23 protein-coding genes are annotated in these 17,761 nt (G+C 40.0%); all 23 read right to left on the bottom strand.

From position 1 onward, the window contains the following. Window positions 1-11: 11 nt before the first annotated feature. A complete protein-coding gene (gene rpsH / locus KDN24_RS00795) occupies window positions 12-410 on the bottom strand; it encodes a 30S ribosomal protein S8 (RefSeq protein WP_409970830.1) in 399 nt (132 codons plus the stop codon). 30 nt (window positions 411-440) lie between these two features. Then, complete coding sequence (gene rpsN, locus KDN24_RS00790; protein ID WP_009499044.1) at window positions 441-626, bottom strand: 30S ribosomal protein S14; 186 nt, start codon at window positions 624-626, stop codon at window positions 441-443. 25 nt (window positions 627-651) lie between these two features. Then, window positions 652-1,191: a 50S ribosomal protein L5 gene (gene rplE / locus KDN24_RS00785; RefSeq protein ID WP_409970831.1), complete on the bottom strand. Its 540-nt coding sequence runs from the start codon at window positions 1,189-1,191 to the stop codon at window positions 652-654. Between the two features lie 27 nt (window positions 1,192-1,218). After that, complete coding sequence (gene rplX, locus KDN24_RS00780; RefSeq protein ID WP_409970832.1) at window positions 1,219-1,530, bottom strand: 50S ribosomal protein L24; 312 nt, start codon at window positions 1,528-1,530, stop codon at window positions 1,219-1,221. A gap of 35 nt (window positions 1,531-1,565) precedes the next feature. Beyond that, on the bottom strand, window positions 1,566-1,934 hold the full coding sequence (rplN, locus tag KDN24_RS00775; protein ID WP_409970833.1) for a 50S ribosomal protein L14: 369 nt from the start codon (window positions 1,932-1,934) through the stop codon (window positions 1,566-1,568). A gap of 40 nt (window positions 1,935-1,974) precedes the next feature. After that, window positions 1,975-2,238, bottom strand: a complete 264-nt coding sequence (rpsQ, locus tag KDN24_RS00770) for a 30S ribosomal protein S17 (RefSeq protein ID WP_409970834.1) — start codon at window positions 2,236-2,238, stop codon at window positions 1,975-1,977. A 21-nt stretch (window positions 2,239-2,259) separates the two neighbouring features. Beyond that, a complete protein-coding gene (gene rpmC / locus KDN24_RS00765) occupies window positions 2,260-2,460 on the bottom strand; it encodes a 50S ribosomal protein L29 (protein ID WP_409970835.1) in 201 nt (66 codons plus the stop codon). Continuing rightward, window positions 2,450-2,884: a 50S ribosomal protein L16 gene (gene rplP, locus KDN24_RS00760; protein WP_409970836.1), complete on the bottom strand. Its 435-nt coding sequence runs from the start codon at window positions 2,882-2,884 to the stop codon at window positions 2,450-2,452. Before rplP ends, rpmC begins: the two co-directional genes overlap by 11 nt. 1 nt (window position 2,885) lies before the next feature. Then, window positions 2,886-3,542, bottom strand: coding sequence for a 30S ribosomal protein S3 (rpsC, locus tag KDN24_RS00755; protein ID WP_409970837.1), 657 nt, complete (start codon window positions 3,540-3,542; stop codon window positions 2,886-2,888). A 3-nt stretch (window positions 3,543-3,545) separates the two neighbouring features. Beyond that, on the bottom strand, window positions 3,546-3,887 hold the full coding sequence (gene rplV / locus KDN24_RS00750) for a 50S ribosomal protein L22 (protein ID WP_409970838.1): 342 nt from the start codon (window positions 3,885-3,887) through the stop codon (window positions 3,546-3,548). Between the two features lie 18 nt (window positions 3,888-3,905). Beyond that, window positions 3,906-4,184, bottom strand: coding sequence for a 30S ribosomal protein S19 (rpsS, locus tag KDN24_RS00745; RefSeq protein ID WP_409970839.1), 279 nt, complete (start codon window positions 4,182-4,184; stop codon window positions 3,906-3,908). Between the two features lie 60 nt (window positions 4,185-4,244). Next, the gene (gene rplB, locus KDN24_RS00740; RefSeq protein WP_409970840.1) at window positions 4,245-5,075 is read right to left on the bottom strand and encodes a 50S ribosomal protein L2; all 831 of its coding nucleotides are present in this window, start codon (window positions 5,073-5,075) and stop codon (window positions 4,245-4,247) included. A 30-nt stretch (window positions 5,076-5,105) separates the two neighbouring features. Continuing rightward, window positions 5,106-5,390 carry a 50S ribosomal protein L23 gene (rplW, locus tag KDN24_RS00735; protein ID WP_525931268.1) on the bottom strand — a complete coding sequence of 95 codons (285 nt, stop codon included), beginning with the start codon at window positions 5,388-5,390 and terminating at the stop codon, window positions 5,106-5,108. Next, window positions 5,390-6,013 (bottom strand): 50S ribosomal protein L4, encoded by a 624-nt coding sequence (gene rplD / locus KDN24_RS00730; RefSeq protein ID WP_409970841.1) that lies wholly within the window; start codon window positions 6,011-6,013, stop codon window positions 5,390-5,392. The genes rplW and rplD overlap by 1 nt, the downstream gene beginning before the upstream one ends. A gap of 27 nt (window positions 6,014-6,040) precedes the next feature. Next, entirely contained in the window at window positions 6,041-6,667 is a 627-nt protein-coding gene (rplC, locus tag KDN24_RS00725; RefSeq protein WP_409970842.1) for a 50S ribosomal protein L3, read from the bottom strand. Between the two features lie 45 nt (window positions 6,668-6,712). After that, window positions 6,713-7,021: a 30S ribosomal protein S10 gene (gene rpsJ / locus KDN24_RS00720; protein ID WP_213104789.1), complete on the bottom strand. Its 309-nt coding sequence runs from the start codon at window positions 7,019-7,021 to the stop codon at window positions 6,713-6,715. Between the two features lie 244 nt (window positions 7,022-7,265). Next, window positions 7,266-8,999 (bottom strand): ABC transporter ATP-binding protein, encoded by a 1,734-nt coding sequence (locus tag KDN24_RS00715; protein WP_409970843.1) that lies wholly within the window; start codon window positions 8,997-8,999, stop codon window positions 7,266-7,268. A gap of 212 nt (window positions 9,000-9,211) precedes the next feature. Continuing rightward, window positions 9,212-10,399 carry an elongation factor Tu gene (gene tuf / locus KDN24_RS00710; RefSeq protein WP_409970844.1) on the bottom strand — a complete coding sequence of 396 codons (1,188 nt, stop codon included), beginning with the start codon at window positions 10,397-10,399 and terminating at the stop codon, window positions 9,212-9,214. A 129-nt stretch (window positions 10,400-10,528) separates the two neighbouring features. After that, window positions 10,529-12,607: an elongation factor G gene (gene fusA / locus KDN24_RS00705; RefSeq protein ID WP_409970845.1), complete on the bottom strand. Its 2,079-nt coding sequence runs from the start codon at window positions 12,605-12,607 to the stop codon at window positions 10,529-10,531. Between the two features lie 51 nt (window positions 12,608-12,658). After that, the gene (rpsG, locus tag KDN24_RS00700) at window positions 12,659-13,129 is read right to left on the bottom strand and encodes a 30S ribosomal protein S7 (protein ID WP_409970846.1); all 471 of its coding nucleotides are present in this window, start codon (window positions 13,127-13,129) and stop codon (window positions 12,659-12,661) included. 44 nt (window positions 13,130-13,173) lie between these two features. Next, window positions 13,174-13,596: a 30S ribosomal protein S12 gene (rpsL, locus tag KDN24_RS00695; protein WP_409970847.1), complete on the bottom strand. Its 423-nt coding sequence runs from the start codon at window positions 13,594-13,596 to the stop codon at window positions 13,174-13,176. Window positions 13,597-13,698: 102 nt separating this feature from the next. After that, window positions 13,699-13,947 (bottom strand): 50S ribosomal protein L7ae-like protein, encoded by a 249-nt coding sequence (locus tag KDN24_RS00690; RefSeq protein WP_409970848.1) that lies wholly within the window; start codon window positions 13,945-13,947, stop codon window positions 13,699-13,701. 149 nt (window positions 13,948-14,096) lie between these two features. Continuing rightward, window positions 14,097-17,696: a DNA-directed RNA polymerase subunit beta' gene (rpoC, locus tag KDN24_RS00685; protein ID WP_491348252.1), complete on the bottom strand. Its 3,600-nt coding sequence runs from the start codon at window positions 17,694-17,696 to the stop codon at window positions 14,097-14,099. Window positions 17,697-17,761: the final 65 nt, after the last annotated feature.

Genomic DNA, 17,761 nt, shown 5'->3' with positions numbered 1-17,761 from the left:
AAGAAACTCTATTACCAAACGTATGCTAATACTTCTCCGCCAACTTGTTTAGCGCGAGCTTCTTTATCTGTAAGAACTCCTTGAGAAGTAGAAACTAGTGCGATTCCAAGGCCGTTAAGTACACGAGGTACCTCATCAGCTTTTGCGTATACACGAAGACCAGGTTTGCTAATGCGTTTTAGGCCAGTAATTACACGCTCATTGTTTGCACCGTATTTCAAGAAAATACGAATGATTCCTTGCTTGTTGTCTTCGATGAATTCAACATCACGCACGAATCCTTCACGCTTAAGGATATCAGCAATTTCTTTCTTAATATTAGAAGCAGGAACTTCTAATTTTTCGTGACGTACCATATTCGCATTACGGATGCGAGTTAGCAAATCTGCAATTGGATCTGTCATGACCATTTGTTTTTACCTCCTTCCCAACTTTTGGGTTTACCAGCTAGCTTTTTTCACACCAGGAATTTGTCCTTTGTATGCTAATTCACGGAAACAGATACGGCAAAGCTTAAATTTACGGTATACAGAATGTGGACGTCCGCAACGTTCGCAACGTGTATATTCTTGTACCTTATATTTAGGCGTGCGTTTTTGTTTCGCAATCATTGACTTTTTAGCCACGTTTTCGCCTCCCTATATTTTCCGATTACTTTTGGAATGGCATTCCAAATTGAGTTAAAAGTTCACGTGCTTCTTCATCAGTATTAGCTGTAGTTACGATAACAATATCCATACCACGAACTTTGCTTACTTTATCGTAATCAATTTCAGGGAAAATTAACTGTTCTTTTACACCAAGAGTGTAGTTTCCACGGCCATCAAATGACTTCTTAGAAATACCGCGGAAGTCACGCACACGTGGAAGAGATACAGATACTAATTTATCGAAGAACTGATACATGCGCTCTCCACGAAGTGTAACTTTCGCACCGATTGGCATACCTTCACGAAGACGGAAGCCTGCGATAGAGTTTTTTGCACGAGTTACAACTGGTTTTTGTCCAGAGATTATTGCTAATTCCTCAACTGCGCTATCAAGTGCTTTTGCATTTTGAACAGCATCACCCACACCCATGTTGATAACAATTTTATCAATCGCAGGTGCTTGCATAACTGATGTATAGTTAAACTTGCTCATCAGAGCAGGAACGATTTCTTTTGTATACTTTTCTTTTAGGCGGTTCATTCATTGTACCTCCCTTCTTGATATAGACTATTTATCTAGAACTTCACCGGATTTTTTTGCTACACGTATTTTTTTGCCATCAACCGTTTTGTAGCCAACACGAGTTGGATTACCAGACTTAGGGTCGACAGGCATAACGTTTGATACATGAATAGGTGCCTCCTGGTTGAGGATCCCACCTTGTGGGTTCACTTGTGAAGGCTTAGAATGTTTTTTTACAATGTTCACACCTTCAACAATAACACGGTCTTGTTTAGGGAACGCTGCAAGAATAACTCCTGTTTTGCCTTTATCCTTACCAGAGATGACCATAACTTTGTCACCTTTTTTTACATGCATCTGTAAGCACCTCCTTAAAGGCAGTTTAATTTAAATTATAGAACTTCTGGAGCTAATGAAATGATTTTCATAAAGTTGCTATCGCGAAGCTCACGAGCAACAGGTCCGAAAATACGAGTGCCACGAGGGCTCTTGTCATCACGAATAACTACACACGCATTTTCATCAAAACGAATGTAAGTACCATCATTACGGCGAGCACCGCTTTTCGTACGAACAACTACTGCTTTAACAATATCACCTTTTTTAACAACGCCACCTGGTGTTGCTTGTTTCACTGTACAAACAATAATGTCACCAATGTTAGCATACTTGCGGCCTGTGCCACCAAGAACTTTAATTGTCAGTACTTCACGAGCACCAGAGTTGTCAGCAACTTTTAAACGTGATTCTTGTTGAATCATGTGTGTAACCTCCTTTCGGAATCAAACTTTTTCCGAACAATTAGATAATTACTGCTTTTTCTACTACTTCTACTAAACGAAAGCGTTTTGTCGCAGAAAGTGGGCGAGTCTCCATAATACGGACGATATCACCAATTTTTGCTGTATTTTGCTCATCATGAGCCTTGAATTTTTTAGAGTACTTAACGCGTTTACCGTATAATGGGTGCTTTTTGTATGTTTCAACAAGAACAGTGACTGTCTTATCCATTTTGTCTGAAACAACACGCCCAGTGTAAACTTTGCGTTGGTTGCGTTCACTCATTGTGCGAACCTCCTCTCAATATCACTTTGTAAAACCGATTTCTCTTTCACGAACAACAGTTTTCATACGGGCAATTGCTTTACGAACTTCACGTATGCGAGCTGTGTTTTCAAGTTGTCCAGTCGCCAATTGAAAGCGAAGATTAAATAACTCTTCTTTTAATGATTTGACTTTTTGTTCAATTTCGGCAGTGGTAAGGTCACGAATATCATTAGCTTTCATTTGATTCACCACCAATTTCTTCTCGTTTTACAAACTTACATTTTACAGGAAGTTTGTGTGCTGCAAGTCGTAATGCTTCACGAGCAATCTCTTCAGATACACCTGCAATTTCAAACATTACTTTCCCTGGCTTTACAACTGCTACCCAACCTTCTGGAGCACCCTTACCGGAACCCATGCGGACTTCTAGAGGCTTTGCAGTGAAAGGCTTATGTGGGAATATTTGAATCCAAACTTTACCGCCACGTTTCATATAACGAGTCATCGCAATACGAGCAGCTTCAATTTGACGGTTTGTGATCCAAGAAGCTTCAGTAGCTTGTAGACCATATTCACCGAAATTTACTTCTGTACCGCCTTTTGATTGACCGCGCATTTTTCCACGGTGTACACGGCGATACTTAACGCGTTTTGGCAATAACATATTATTTGCCTCCTTCCCCAGTATTCTTCTTAGTAGGAAGAACCTCTCCACGATAGATCCATACTTTTACGCCAAGCTTTCCGTAAGTAGTATCTGCTTCAGCTGTAGCATAATCGATATCAGCACGAAGTGTATGAAGTGGAACTGTTCCTTCGCTGTATGATTCTGAACGAGCGATGTCTGCACCACCTAAGCGACCAGATACCATTGTTTTGATACCTTTTGCACCAGCGCGCATTGCACGTTGAATAGTTTGTTTTTGAGCACGACGGAAAGATACACGGTTTTCTAATTGACGAGCAATATTTTCCGCTACTAACTTCGCATCGATATCAGCTTTCTTAATTTCTAAAATATTAATGTGAACACGTTTACCAGTTAATGAGTTTAGCGCTTTACGAAGTGCTTCAACTTCAGTACCACCTTTACCGATAACCATACCTGGCTTAGCAGTGTGAATAGTGATATTTAATCGCTGAGCAGCACGTTCGATCTCTACTTTAGAAACAGAGGCATCGTTAAGACGCTTTGTGATGTACTCACGAACTTTAAGGTCCTCGTGTAAAAGATCAGCATAGTCTTTGCCAGCGTACCATTTTGATTCCCAATCACGGATAACACCGATACGCAAACCGACTGGATTTACTTTTTGACCCACAGATTATCCCTCCTTCTTTTCTGATAAAACGATTGTAATATGGCTAGTGCGCTTGTTGATTTGGCTAGCACGGCCTTGTGCACGTGGACGGAAACGTTTTAATGTTGGTCCTTCATCAACAAATGCTTGAGCAACTACTAAATTAGTAACGTCCATTTCGTAGTTATGCTCTGCGTTTGCTAGTGCAGATTTCAAAACTTTCTCTACGATTGGAGAAGCAGCTCTTGGAGTTAAGTTCAAGATTGCTACCGCTTCGCCTACTTGCTTTCCTCGAATTAAATCTACGACTAAACGTGCTTTACGAGGAGCAATACGAACTGTTCTTGCAACTGCTTTAGCTTGCATAGGAATGGCCTCCTCTCATTAACGTCTTGTTTTCTTGTCATCACTAGCATGGCCTTTATATGCACGAGTTGGAGCAAATTCTCCGAGCTTGTGGCCTACCATGTCTTCAGTGACGTATACAGGCACGTGTTTACGACCGTCGTAAACAGCGATTGTGTGTCCCAAAAATTGCGGGAAGATCGTGGAACGACGAGACCAAGTTTTAATTACTTGTTTGCCGTCAGTTTCATTCAACTTCTCTACCTTTGCCATTAAATGACCGTCAACAAAAGGTCCTTTTTTTACGCTGCGACCCATGGTTGAACCTCCTTTCGTGATTGACCTACGGTTCTACTCTTGAACCGTAGAACAATCTCGTTATTTTTTACGGCGGCGTACAATAAATTTATCCGACTTGTTTGATTTTTTGCGAGTTTTGAAACCAAGAGTTGGTTTGCCCCATGGAGTCATTGGAGACTTACGTCCAATTGGTGAACGTCCTTCCCCACCACCATGTGGGTGATCATTAGGATTCATAACAGAACCACGAACTGCTGGGCGTTTACCTAACCAACGAGAACGTCCTGCTTTACCAATGTGAATTAATTCGTGTTGCTCGTTACCTACTTGACCAACAGTAGCGCGGCAAGTAGCTAAAATCATACGAACTTCACCTGAGTTTAAGCGAACTAGTACGTATTTGCCTTCTTTACCAAGAACTTGAGCAGAAGTACCTGCAGAACGTACTAATTGACCACCTTTACCAGGTTTTAATTCAATGTTATGGATAACAGTACCCACAGGAATGTTTACAAGTGGTAATGCGTTACCTACTTTAATATCTGCTTCAGGACCAGACATTACTTCCATACCAACTTCTAAGCCTTTAGGAGCTAGGATGTAACGCTTCTCACCATCTACATAGTTAATTAATGCAATTCTTGATGAACGGTTTGGATCGTACTCGATCGTAGCAACGCGTCCTGGAATGCCATCTTTGTTACGTTTAAAATCAATAATACGATACTGGCGTTTATGACCGCCGGCTTGATGACGAACAGTTATTTTACCTTGGTTGTTGCGACCTGCTTTTTTATTCAATGGAGCTAACAAGGATTTTTCGGGTTTATCAGTAGTGATTTCCTCGAAAGTGAAACCTGTCATGCCGCGACGACCATTAGAGGTAGGTTTATACTTTTTAATCGCCATTTCGTTTCCCTCCTCTTCTAGTTAAATTAATTAAGCTTCAAAGATTTCAATTTCTTTGCTATCAGCTGTTAGTTTTACAATTGCTTTACGACGTTTGTTCGTGTACCCACCGAAACGTCCCATACGCTTGAACTTACCTTTGTAGTTCATGATATTAACTTTCTCAACTTTAACACTGAAGATTTCCTCAACAGCATCTTTAACTTGAGTTTTATTCGCTCTTACATCAACATCAAACGTATATTTCTTTTCAGCCATAAGATCAGAAGAACGTTCAGTAATTATGGGGCGCTTAATGATATCGCGTGCATCCATTATGCAAGCACCTCCTCTACTTTTTCAACCGCTTGTTTAGTCATGATAAGTTTATCATGATTCAACACATCAAGAACGTTGATTCCAGAAGCAGTAACAACAGTTACACCAGGGATGTTACGAGCAGATAACGCTACGTTTTCATCTAAATCAGCTGTAACGATTAATGCTTTCGAATCAATAGAAAGGCCTTGTAAAACACCTTTAAAGTCTTTTGTTTTTGGAGTATCAAAAGCTAAACTTTCTAATACTAAAATATTTTCTTCTAATACTTTAGAAGATAATGCAGATTTAATCGCTAAGCGACGTACTTTTTTCGGTAATTTATAGCTGTAGCTACGTGGTACAGGACCGAATACAGTACCACCTCCACGCCATTGTGGTGAACGGATAGAACCTTGACGTGCACGTCCTGTGCCTTTTTGGCGCCATGGTTTGCGTCCGCCGCCTGCTACTTCAGAGCGAATTTTTGTTTTGTGAGTTCCTTGACGTAGAGAAGCTCTTTGCATAACAACAGCTTCGAATAATACATGGTTGTTAGGCTCAATACCAAAGATTGATTCATTAAGTTCGATTTCTCCAACTTTAGATCCGCTTTGGTTATATAATGCTACTTTCGGCATTCTTGTTTCCTCCTTTCCAACTTACTACTATGCTTTAACCGCAGTTTTAATTTTGATTAATGCTTTTTTAGGACCAGGTACATTTCCTTTAATTAATAAAAGATTGCGTTCAACATCAACTTTTACAACTTCAAGGTTTTGTACAGTTACTTGTTCTCCACCCATACGACCAGGTAATAATTTACCTTTAAATACACGGTTTGGAGCTACTGGGCCCATTGAACCAACTCGACGGTGGTAACGTGAACCGTGAGACATTGGTCCGCGTGATTGTCCGTGGCGTTTAATAGCACCTTGGAAACCTTTACCTTTTGAAACTCCTGTTACATCAACAGTTTCGCCTGCTGCGAAAATATCAACTTTGACTTCTTGACCAACTTCATATTCTCCTAAATTAACTCCGCGTAATTCACGAACGAAGCGCTTAGGAGCAGTGTTAGCTTTACCAACATGTCCTTGTTCAGGTTTGTTTGAAAGCTTTTCACGCTTATCTTCGAAACCGATTTGAATAGCTTCATAGCCATCTGTTTCAACTGATTTCTTTTGAAGAACAACGTTTGGAGTAGCTTCAATTACAGTTACCGGAATAAGAATACCTTTTTCGCCAAACACTTGAGTCATACCAATCTTTCTTCCTAAGATTCCTTTGGTCATTTCAGTCACACCTCCTAGATTGTTAAATTAAATTATTTTATTTCATTAAAGTTTGATTTCGATATCTACACCAGATGGTAAGTCTAAACGCATTAATGAATCAACAGTTTGTGGTGTAGGATTAATGATGTCGATTAGACGTTTATGCGTGCGCATTTCGAATTGCTCACGAGAATCTTTGTACTTATGAACCGCACGAAGGACTGTATAAACAGACTTTTCAGTTGGCAATGGGATCGGACCAGAAACAGCCGCTCCAGAACGTTTTGCAGTCTCAACAATCTTTTCTGCTGATTGATCAAGAATTCTGTGATCATACGCCTTTAAACGAATACGAATTTTTTGTTTTGCCATTATTTTCCCTCCTTTTCGCCTATTTTAAATAGACATTTCTCCGTGAAAATCTCCCCACACACTCGCCATGGCAAAGCGGCCGGGTGTGTCAGCAACCTTTCACTTCATCGCAGTCAAAGACCAACATTCATTATTATACAGAAATCAAATATAGAATGCAATAAAAATTTATTTGATTTGAACGAAACACTTTTTTCATTATAAATTCTCATAAATTGTTTTTCAATCTTTCTCGTACAGCCAATTATTTCAAACGTAAAGATGATCGCTCAAACTGGATTTTGTGCAGCTTCGCAAATAAACCATCCTTCTCAAGTAACACATCATAAGTGCCATCTTCCTCTATCCCATTAGTCGTTACAACAAGAATGCGGTCTGCAGTTTGAATTGTTGCTAGTCGATGGGCAATCACAAGCGTTGTCCGATTTTTTGCAAGCTCATCAAGTGAGCGTTGAATAATTCTTTCTGTTTCCGTATCGAGTGCTGAAGTTGCTTCATCTAATATTAATATTGGGGGATTCTTCAAAAACATTCGAGCAATTGCCAACCGTTGTTTTTGACCACCTGACAGCTTTAGACCGCGCTCCCCAATTTGGGTATAATATCCGTCAGGAAGTTCTGCAATAAAATCCTCTAAATGCGCACGTCTCGCAGCTTCCTTAACTTCTTCTTCAGTCGCACCTAGTCTGCCATATTCGATATTTTCATAAATTGTTCCTGTAAAAAGAAACACATCTTGCTGAACAATTCCGATTTGTTCACGTAATGACTTCTGTGTCATATCACGAATATCTATTCCATCAATTAAAATCGAACCTGCATCGACATCATAAAAACGTGGAATAAGCGAGCTGATCGTCGTTTTTCCTGCACCTGACGGGCCAACAAACGCAGTCATTTCCCCAGCACGTATAGATAAGGAAACTCCCTCAAGAACTGGTTTTTTATTTTCATAAGCAAAGTGAACATTTTTAAAATCTATATTACCGTGTAATTTTCCTACCTCAACTGCAGTAGGATGATCTTTTATCTCAGGCTCTTGTTCTATGAGAGAACGGAATCTTTTAAACCCAGCCATTCCCTTCGGGTATAATTCAAGCAAAGCACTAATTTTATCAATCGGTTTGATGAGGACATTCGTATATAAGACAAAACTGACTAATTCCCCATATGTAAGCAGGCCATTAAAGCTAAGCCACGCTCCAACAACGAGAACAAGCAATGTTAGGAGCCTCGTCATCATATAAATGCTTGCAAGTGCAGTTGCCATTACTTTATAAGCATACAGCTTTGCTTTTCGGAATAAGCCGTTTTGCTCCTGAAATCGCTCCATTTCAAATGGTTCATTCGTATATGATTTCACAACACGCACACCCGAAACGCTATCTTCTACCCGTGCATTTATATCAGCAATCTTGCTGTACATAATAGACCAACCTTTGTTCATTCGCATATTGCTGAACGAAACAACAAAAATCAGGATAGGGACCATGATGATTGCAACTAATGCTAGTGTTGGATTTATTTTAAACATAATAATAAACGCCCCGACAAATGTCATAATCGCAATAAAGAAATCTTCTGGTCCATGATGGGCAAATTCACCGATATCAAATAAATCATTTGTAATTCTGCTCATAATATTGCCTGTTTTCGTATTATCAAAGAAACGAAAACTCTGTCTCTGTACATGATTAAATAATTCCCGCCTCATGTCGGTTTCAATATTAATCCCTAGCTTATGCCCTAAATAGTTGACGACGTAATTAAGGGTCGTACTTATTAAATACACGAGCAGCAAAAGCACACTTACTTTCACAATTGCGTTCCAATCATTTGTTGGCAGCAATTCATCAATAAACCATTGAACTGCTAATGGAAAAGCAAGTTCCAAAATAGCTACTAAAATAGCGCTAATAAAATCAATCCAAAACAATCGACTATGAGGCTTATAATATGAAAAAAACACTTTCAGCATAGTTGATTCCCCTTTGTTTGTGGACTTGTTCTATATATAAGACCAACTGTTTTTCTATTGCTAAACGATAAAGAAAACTCGCCGATTGGCGAGCAATGGAAAAGAAAAGAGAGTGACGTAGTGGCACGATACTTAAATCCTAAAATCGGCACCTACGTCGAATGTAAAAAACCAGATGGATCGTCACCCATCTGGTTTTTTTAATTTAATTATTATTCAACGATAGTTGAAACTACACCAGAACCTACTGTACGGCCACCTTCACGAATTGAGAAGCGAGTTCCTTCTTCAATTGCGATTGGAGCGATAAGTTCAACGTTCATTTCAATGTTATCTCCAGGCATAACCATTTCTACGCCTTCTGGAAGATGTACGATACCAGTTACGTCAGTTGTACGGAAGTAGAACTGAGGACGGTAGTTTGTGAAGAATGGAGTATGACGTCCACCTTCTTCTTTAGATAAAACGTAAACTTCTGATTTAAATTTAAGGTGTGGAGTGATTGAGCCTGGTTTAGCCAATACTTGACCACGTTGGATGTCTTCACGAGCAACCCCACGAAGAAGTGCACCAATATTATCTCCAGCTTCTGCATAATCAAGAAGCTTACGGAACATTTCAACACCAGTTACTGTAGTTGATTTTGGCTCTTCAGTTAAACCGATGATTTCAATAACGTCACCAACTTTAACTTGTCCACGCTCAACACGGCCAGTAGCAACTGTTCCACGACCAGTGATTGAGAATACATCCTCAACTGGCATCATGAAAGGCTTATCAGTGTCACGAGTTGGGTTTGGAACGTACTCATCAACAGCAGCCATTAATTCAAGAACTTTTTCTTCCCATTCAGCTTCGCCTTCAAGAGCTTTAAGAGCTGAACCTTTAACAACTGGAATGTCATCGCCAGGGAAATCGTATTCTGATAATAGATCACGAATTTCCATTTCAACTAATTCTAGTAATTCTTCGTCATCAACCATGTCACACTTGTTCATGAATACAACAAGGTATGGTACACCTACGTTACGAGAAAGTAAGATGTGCTCACGAGTTTGTGGCATTGGACCATCAGCAGCAGATACTACTAAGATACCGCCGTCCATTTGAGCAGCACCAGTGATCATGTTTTTAACATAGTCAGCGTGTCCTGGGCAGTCTACGTGTGCATAGTGACGGTTTGCAGTTTCATACTCAACGTGAGAAGTTGAGATTGTAATTCCACGCTCTTTTTCTTCTGGAGCGTTATCGATTTGGTCATATCCACGAGCTTCACCGCCGCCTGCTTTTGCAAGAACAGTAGTGATTGCAGCTGTTAAAGTTGTTTTACCATGGTCAACGTGTCCGATTGTACCAATGTTAACATGGGGTTTTGAACGGTCAAATTTAGCTTTTGCCATTTGGAAAATCCTCCTTTAAATTAAGAAAATATAAGTATTTTTTATGAGCTGTGAAAAAGTAAAACTTTATCACAGCTTCTTTGCCTACAATAGTAGTTATACTTGATTAAAAAGGTAAAATCAATTACTTTATTCACCTTTATGTTTTTTAATAATTTCTTCAGAAATAGATTTTGGAACTTCTTCATAATGGTCGAATTGCATTGTAAATACTCCGCGACCTTGAGTGCTTGAACGTAATGAAGTAGCGTACCCAAACATTTCTGAAAGAGGAACCATCGCACGAACAACTTGAGCGTTGCCACGAGCTTCCATTCCTTCTACACGACCACGACGGGAAGTGATGTTACCCATGATATCTCCCATGTATTCTTCAGGGATAATGACTTCAACCTTCATTACCGGCTCAAGAATGACTGGGCTACATTTTGAAGCAGCATTTTTAAGAGCCATTGATGCAGCGATCTTAAACGCCATTTCTGATGAGTCAACATCATGGTAAGAACCATCGAATAATCTTGCTTTAATATCAACTAGTGGATATCCAGCAAGTACTCCTCGTTCTAAAGCATCTTCAAGACCAGCTTGTACAGGAGCGATGTATTCACGAGGAACAACCCCACCAACGATGCCATTTTCGAATTCGAAGCCTTTTCCTTCTTCGTTTGGAGAGAATTCAATCCAAACGTGTCCGTATTGACCACGTCCACCAGATTGGCGGGCAAACTTACCTTCAACTTGTGCGGAAGCACGGAACGTTTCACGATAAGCAACTTGTGGTGCACCTACGTTTGCCTCTACTTTAAATTCACGCTTCATACGGTCAACAAGGATATCTAAGTGAAGCTCGCCCATACCAGCGATGATTACTTCTCCAGTTTCTTGGTCTGTATGTGCACGGAAAGTAGGATCTTCTTCTTGAAGTTTTTGTAGAGCTGTAGTCATTTTATCTTGGTCAGCCTTTGTTTTCGGCTCAATAGATAATTGAATAACTGGCTCTGGGAACTCCATTGATTCTAAGATTACAGAAGCCTTTTCATCACAAAGTGTATCCCCTGTAGTTGTATCTTTCAAACCAACTGCAGCCGCAATATCTCCAGCATGTACAATCGAAATCTCTTGACGATGGTTTGCGTGCATTTGCAGGATACGACCTACACGCTCACGCTTACCTTTTGTAGAGTTTTGTACATAAGAGCCTGAATTTAATGTTCCAGAGTACACACGGAAGAATGTTAGCTTACCAACATAAGGATCCGTCATAACTTTAAATGCAAGCGCTGAGAATGGCTCGTTATCATCTGCATGACGTTCTGTTTCTTCGTCTGTTTCTGGATTTACACCCTTAATAGCAGGAATGTCTAGTGGAGATGGAAGATAGTCAATTGCAGCGTCTAGCATTTTTTGAACACCTTTGTTTTTAAATGCCGTTCCGCAAAGAACTGGATAGAATTCAACGCTAATAGTTGCCTTACGAATAGCAGCTTTTAATTCTTCCTTCGTAATTTCTTCTCCACCAAGGTATTTCTCCATAAGGTCTTCATCAAGCTCAGCTACCGCTTCAATTAGCTTTTCACGATACTCATCAGCTTGATCTTGATATTCTGCAGGGATTTCCCCTTCTTCAATCTCAGTTCCAAGATCGTTTTTGTAGAATGTAGCATTCATTTCAACTAAATCAATAATGCCTGAGAACTGATCTTCAGCACCGATTGGTAATTGAATTGGAGCAGCATTCGCTTGAAGACGGTCATGAAGAGTTCCTACAGAATATAAGAAGTCTGCACCAAGTTTATCCATTTTATTAACAAAAACAATACGTGGTACACCATAAGTAGTTGCTTGGCGCCATACTGTTTCAGTTTGTGGTTCTACCCCAGATTGAGCATCAAGTACAGTTACAGCACCATCAAGTACACGAAGTGAACGTTCAACTTCAACTGTGAAGTCTACGTGTCCTGGTGTATCGATGATGTTTACACGGTGACCTTTCCATTGTGCAGTTGTTGCTGCAGATGTAATTGTGATCCCACGCTCCTGCTCTTGCTCCATCCAGTCCATCTGAGCTCCACCTTCGTGTGTTTCACCGATTTTGTGGATCTTCCCTGTGTAATAAAGAATACGCTCAGTTGTTGTTGTTTTACCGGCATCGATGTGAGCCATGATACCGATATTACGAGTATTTTCTAAGGAGAACTCTCTTGCCATTGGGTCTTTCTCCTTCCTAGTATGAGTGATATTTTATTTAATATATAAATCCTACCAGCGGTAGTGAGCAAATGCTTTGTTTGCTTCTGCCATTTTGTGTGTATCTTCGCGTTTCTTTACAGATGCACCAGTGTTATTAGCTGCATCTAGAATTTCGTTAGCTAAACGTTCTTCCATTGTCTTCTCTCCACGAAGACGTGAATAGTTTACTAACCAACGAAGACCTAGTGTTGTACGGCGATCAGGACGCACCTCAACTGGTACTTGATAGTTAGAACCACCAACACGGCGTGCTTTAACTTCAAGTACAGGCATGATGTTTTTAAGCGCTTGATCAAAAACTTCCATTGGCTCTTTGCCAGAGCGCTCTTGAATAATATTAAAAGCTGAGTAAAGAATAGCTTGTGATTTACCTCTCTTACCATCAATCATCATTTTGTTGATTAATTTACTAACAAGCTTTGAGTTGTAAATCGGATCCGGTAATACGTCTCTTTTCGCTACAGGACCTTTTCGTGGCATATTATTTCCTCCTTTCAGAAATCATTAATTGAATTTTTCTTAACTTATTTTTTAGGCGCTTTTGGTCTCTTCGCACCATATTTTGAACGACCTTGCATACGGTTTGCAACTCCCGCAGTATCTAACGCACCACGTACAATGTGATAACGTACCCCCGGTAAGTCTTTTACACGTCCGCCACGGATTAGCACAACACTGTGTTCTTGAAGGTTATGTCCGATACCAGGAATGTAAGCATTAACCTCAATTCCATTAGATAAACGAACACGAGCATATTTACGTAAAGCTGAGTTCGGTTTTTTCGGAGTCATAGTACCAACACGAGTACATACACCGCGCTTTTGTGGTGATGAAACGTTAGTTTGTGCTTTTTTGAAGCTGTTATAGCCTTTGTTTAATGCTGGTGAAGCCGATTTCTCCTTAAGAGATTTACGAGGCTTACGCACCAATTGGTTAATTGTAGGCATTTATTTGTCCTCCCTTCATCAATTTGTTAAGCCCACACATCCAGGTGGTTCATTTTGTTGTAAAAAACAAAGTCTTTGCAGATACATTCTACAAAAACAGTTTTAAACAGTTATTGCAACAGCTGCCGCACCTACTTCTATGCCACATGCTTTTCCAAGTTTTTCCATTGAATCCACATACAGGATTGGAACATTTACTTCTGTTGCAGCAATAGCCACTTTCGAAATTAATCTCCGGTCTGCATCTTCAGCGACTACAACTTCTTTAATTGTTCCTTGTTTCAGAGCTTTCACCGTTTGCTTTGTTCCTATTACAATACCTTTTGCCTGCAATACTTTTTCATAAGACATCAATACATCCTCCAAAGTATCCAGTTAATAGGAGCACCTTTGCTATATTAACACTTTCACAATTCAATGTCAATAACAAAATTGCTCACAAAATGAAGTTAATACGGTGCAAGCTACCTAGGAAAAACGCAAGCACCGTATTATCTTATTTATTCTATCGTTATTACATCTTCAGCTACTTCTTCATTTGTATAAGGCTCTGCTCTTCGATAACGAGGCATTCCAGTTCCAGCCGGAACAAGCTTACCGATAATTACATTTTCTTTTAGTCCTAGTAATTCATCGCGCTTTCCTTTAATCGCAGCATCTGTAAGAACTCTTGTTGTTTCTTGGAATGATGCAGCAGACAAGAATGAATCTGTTTCAAGCGATGCCTTTGTAATTCCAAGTAAGACAGGACGTCCTGTAGCAGGAATTTTACCAGCAAGAAGCGCTTTTTCATTCGCATCTGTAAATTGATGAATATCAAGTAATGTACCAGGAAGTACATCTGTTTCTGCTGAATCGATAACACGCACTTTTCGAAGCATTTGACGAACCATTACTTCTATATGCTTATCGCCAATTTCAACCCCTTGCATACGGTAAACTTTTTGTACCTCACGCAATAAGTATTCTTGAACAGCAGTGACATCTTTCACCTTAATTAACTCTTTCGGATCGATAGACCCTTCTGTTAATTCTTGACCTCTTTCAACATGATCATTTACAGCTACTTTTAATCGTGCAGTATATGGAACTGTATAAGTACGGGTTTCAACTTCACCCTGTACAATGATCTCATGCTGGCGATCGCGGCCTTCATTAATTCCGACAACGATACCTTCAATTTCAGTAATTGTAGCTTGGCCTTTCGGGTTACGTGCCTCAAATAACTCTTGGATACGTGGTAAACCTTGGGTAATATCATCCCCGGCAACTCCACCTGTATGGAATGTACGCATCGTTAACTGAGTACCTGGCTCCCCGATAGATTGAGCAGCAATAATTCCTACTGCTTCTCCAACTTCTACTTCCTGACCAGTTGCAAGGTTTCGGCCGTAGCATTTTTTACATACACCATGACGTGTATTACATGTAAATGCTGAGCGAATCCAAACTTCTTCGATATCTGCTTTAATAACCTCTACTGCTAAATCTTCTGTTATTAAGCCATTCTCAGGCACAATAACTTCATTTGTTTCTGGATGTTTAATGGCCTTGCGAGCATAACGGCCAATTAAACGTTCATCAAGTGTCTCAATTACTTCAGTTCCATCCTTCAACGAGCTAATTAGAAGACCACGGTCTGTTCCACAATCATCTTCTCGAACGATAACATCTTGTGCAACATCTACTAGACGACGTGTTAAGTATCCAGAGTCAGCAGTTTTCAACGCTGTATCAGCAAGACCTTTACGAGCCCCGTGAGTAGAAATAAAGTATTCCAACACGGTTAAACCTTCTCGGAAACTCGATTTAATCGGTAATTCAATAATATGTCCAGATGGGTCGGCCATCAGTCCGCGCATACCTGCTAATTGAGTAAAGTTAGAAGCATTACCACGGGCACCTGAATCACTCATCATGAAGATTGGGTTTGATCTTTCAAGAGACTTCATCAGTTTTTCTTGAATGATATCTTTTGCAGCACTCCAGATTGAAATGACTCGATCATAGCGCTCTTCTTCAGTGATTAGGCCGCGTCTAAACTGTTTCAATACATTATCAACTTTAACTTGAGCTTCTTGAATAATCTGCTCTTTTTCACCTAATACAACAATGTCAGCGACACCTACTGTAATACCTGCTTTAGTTGAATATTTGAAGCCGAGATCCTTCATGCGGTCAAGCATTTTTGATGTTTCTGTAATTTTATATCGTTTAAACACTTCCGCAATGACATTCCCAAGGAATTTCTTAATAAACGGATCGACAAGCGGCATTTTTTGAATAGTAGATAAGATTTCTGTTCCTTTTTCAATAAAATACTTAGCTGGAGTTTCTTCTTCAAGGTTATGTTTTGTCGGCTCATTTATATAAGGGAATGAAGCCGGTAAAATTTCATTGAAAATTAACTTTCCAACTGTTGTAATCAAAAGCTTTGCATTTTGCTCAGCCGTAAATGTTTGGTTATTTAAAGATGAAGCTTGAATAGCAATACGTGTATGCAAATGCACATACCCATTTTGATATGCAACTAATGCTTCATTTGTATCTTTAAACACCATTCCTTCACCAACAGCTCCTGCTCTCTCCATTGTTAAGTAATAGTTACCTAATACCATGTCCTGAGAAGGGGTAACAACTGGTTTTCCATCCTTCGGATTCAAAATGTTTTGGGCAGCAAGCATTAATAAGCGAGCTTCTGCTTGTGCTTCTGATGAAAGTGGAACGTGAACCGCCATTTGGTCACCATCAAAGTCCGCGTTATAAGCTGTACAAACAAGTGGATGCAGGCGAATCGCACGACCTTCAACAAGTGTTGGTTCAAATGCTTGAATCCCTAATCTATGAAGAGTAGGGGCACGGTTAAGTAGAACTGGGTGCTCTTTAATAACACTTTCTAAAACATCCCATACTTCCGGCTGAACTCTTTCAATTTTTCGTTTGGCAGATTTAATATTGTGTGACAAACCTTTTTCAACTAATTCTTTCATAACAAATGGCTTGAATAACTCTAACGCCATTTCCTTCGGTAATCCACACTGGTACATTTTCAAATTCGGTCCAACTACAATTACCGAACGCCCTGAATAGTCAACACGTTTTCCTAGTAAGTTTTGGCGGAAACGTCCTTGCTTTCCTTTTAACATATGGGAAAGTGATTTTAATGGACGATTTCCTGGACCTGTAACTGGACGACCACGACGGCCATTATCGATTAATGCATCGACAGCCTCTTGGAGCATCCGTTTTTCATTTTGAACAATAATACTAGGTGCACCAAGATCTAAAAGACGTTTCAAACGATTGTTACGATTGATAACACGACGGTAAAGATCATTTAAATCAGAAGTAGCAAAGCGACCACCATCTAATTGAACCATAGGGCGCAGTTCTGGTGGAATAACAGGGAGAACATCTAAAATCATCCATGCAGGCTCATTTCCTGAACCACGGAATGCTTCTAGTACTTCTAAACGTTTGATCGCACGGGTTCTACGTTGACCTTGAGCCGTACGTAGTTCTTCCTTTAACGCTTCAACATCTTTATCCAAGTTAATATCCGTTAAAAGCTTTTTGATCGCTTCAGCTCCCATTGAAGCTTGGAACTTATTTCCGTATTTTTCGCGATAAGCACGATACTCTTTTTCAGATAGAAGTTGTTTTTTCTCTAATGCAGTATCACCTGAATCAGTTACTACGTAGGAAGCGAAGTAAATAATTTCCTCTAGCGCGCGTGGAGACATATCAAGGACGAGTCCCATACGACTTGGAATCCCTTTGAAATACCAAATATGAGAAACTGGGGCAGCAAGCTCAATATGACCCATTCTTTCTCGACGGACTTTTGCACGCGTTACTTCAACGCCGCATCGATCACAAACTACTCCTTTATAACGAACACGTTTATATTTTCCGCAGTGACATTCCCAGTCCTTTGTTGGACCGAAAATGCGCTCACAGAACAAGCCATCCTTTTCAGGCTTCAATGTACGATAGTTAATCGTTTCAGGTTTTTTCACTTCACCATGTGACCATGAGCGAATTTTGTCTGGTGAAGCAAGACCAATTTTCATATACTCAAAATTGTTTACATCTAGCAAGGGGCCTACCTCCCTTTTGATCTCCGGGCTATTCCATTACTGCAAATTGCAGCAACTCGGGTGCA

Source organism: Cytobacillus sp. Bva_UNVM-123, from assembly GCF_046351715.2.
Lineage (GTDB): Bacteria > Bacillota > Bacilli > Bacillales > Cytobacillaceae > Cytobacillus.
Note: the sequence above shows the minus strand (reverse complement) of the source record. Positions and strands in the feature narration are given on the sequence as shown.

Coding starts and splice junctions, on each gene's coding strand:
- rpsH (WP_409970830.1), bottom strand. CDS start 410: ATGGTCATGACAGATCCAATTGCAGATTTGCTAACTCGCATCCGTAAT.
- rplE (WP_409970831.1), bottom strand. CDS start 1,191: ATGAACCGCCTAAAAGAAAAGTATACAAAAGAAATCGTTCCTGCTCTG.
- rplX (WP_409970832.1), bottom strand. CDS start 1,530: ATGCATGTAAAAAAAGGTGACAAAGTTATGGTCATCTCTGGTAAGGAT.
- rplN (WP_409970833.1), bottom strand. CDS start 1,934: ATGATTCAACAAGAATCACGTTTAAAAGTTGCTGACAACTCTGGTGCT.
- rpsQ (WP_409970834.1), bottom strand. CDS start 2,238: ATGAGTGAACGCAACCAACGCAAAGTTTACACTGGGCGTGTTGTTTCA.
- rpmC (WP_409970835.1), bottom strand. CDS start 2,460: ATGAAAGCTAATGATATTCGTGACCTTACCACTGCCGAAATTGAACAA.
- rplP (WP_409970836.1), bottom strand. CDS start 2,884: ATGTTATTGCCAAAACGCGTTAAGTATCGCCGTGTACACCGTGGAAAA.
- rplV (WP_409970838.1), bottom strand. CDS start 3,887: ATGCAAGCTAAAGCAGTTGCAAGAACAGTTCGTATTGCTCCTCGTAAA.
- rpsS (WP_409970839.1), bottom strand. CDS start 4,184: ATGGGTCGCAGCGTAAAAAAAGGACCTTTTGTTGACGGTCATTTAATG.
- rplB (WP_409970840.1), bottom strand. CDS start 5,075: ATGGCGATTAAAAAGTATAAACCTACCTCTAATGGTCGTCGCGGCATG.
- rplW (WP_525931268.1), bottom strand. CDS start 5,390: ATGGATGCACGCGATATCATTAAGCGCCCCATAATTACTGAACGTTCT.
- rplD (WP_409970841.1), bottom strand. CDS start 6,013: ATGCCGAAAGTAGCATTATATAACCAAAGCGGATCTAAAGTTGGAGAA.
- rplC (WP_409970842.1), bottom strand. CDS start 6,667: ATGACCAAAGGAATCTTAGGAAGAAAGATTGGTATGACTCAAGTGTTT.
- rpsJ (WP_213104789.1), bottom strand. CDS start 7,021: ATGGCAAAACAAAAAATTCGTATTCGTTTAAAGGCGTATGATCACAGA.
- KDN24_RS00715 (WP_409970843.1), bottom strand. CDS start 8,999: ATGCTGAAAGTGTTTTTTTCATATTATAAGCCTCATAGTCGATTGTTT.
- tuf (WP_409970844.1), bottom strand. CDS start 10,399: ATGGCAAAAGCTAAATTTGACCGTTCAAAACCCCATGTTAACATTGGT.
- fusA (WP_409970845.1), bottom strand. CDS start 12,607: ATGGCAAGAGAGTTCTCCTTAGAAAATACTCGTAATATCGGTATCATG.
- rpsG (WP_409970846.1), bottom strand. CDS start 13,129: ATGCCACGAAAAGGTCCTGTAGCGAAAAGAGACGTATTACCGGATCCG.
- rpsL (WP_409970847.1), bottom strand. CDS start 13,596: ATGCCTACAATTAACCAATTGGTGCGTAAGCCTCGTAAATCTCTTAAG.
- KDN24_RS00690 (WP_409970848.1), bottom strand. CDS start 13,947: ATGTCTTATGAAAAAGTATTGCAGGCAAAAGGTATTGTAATAGGAACA.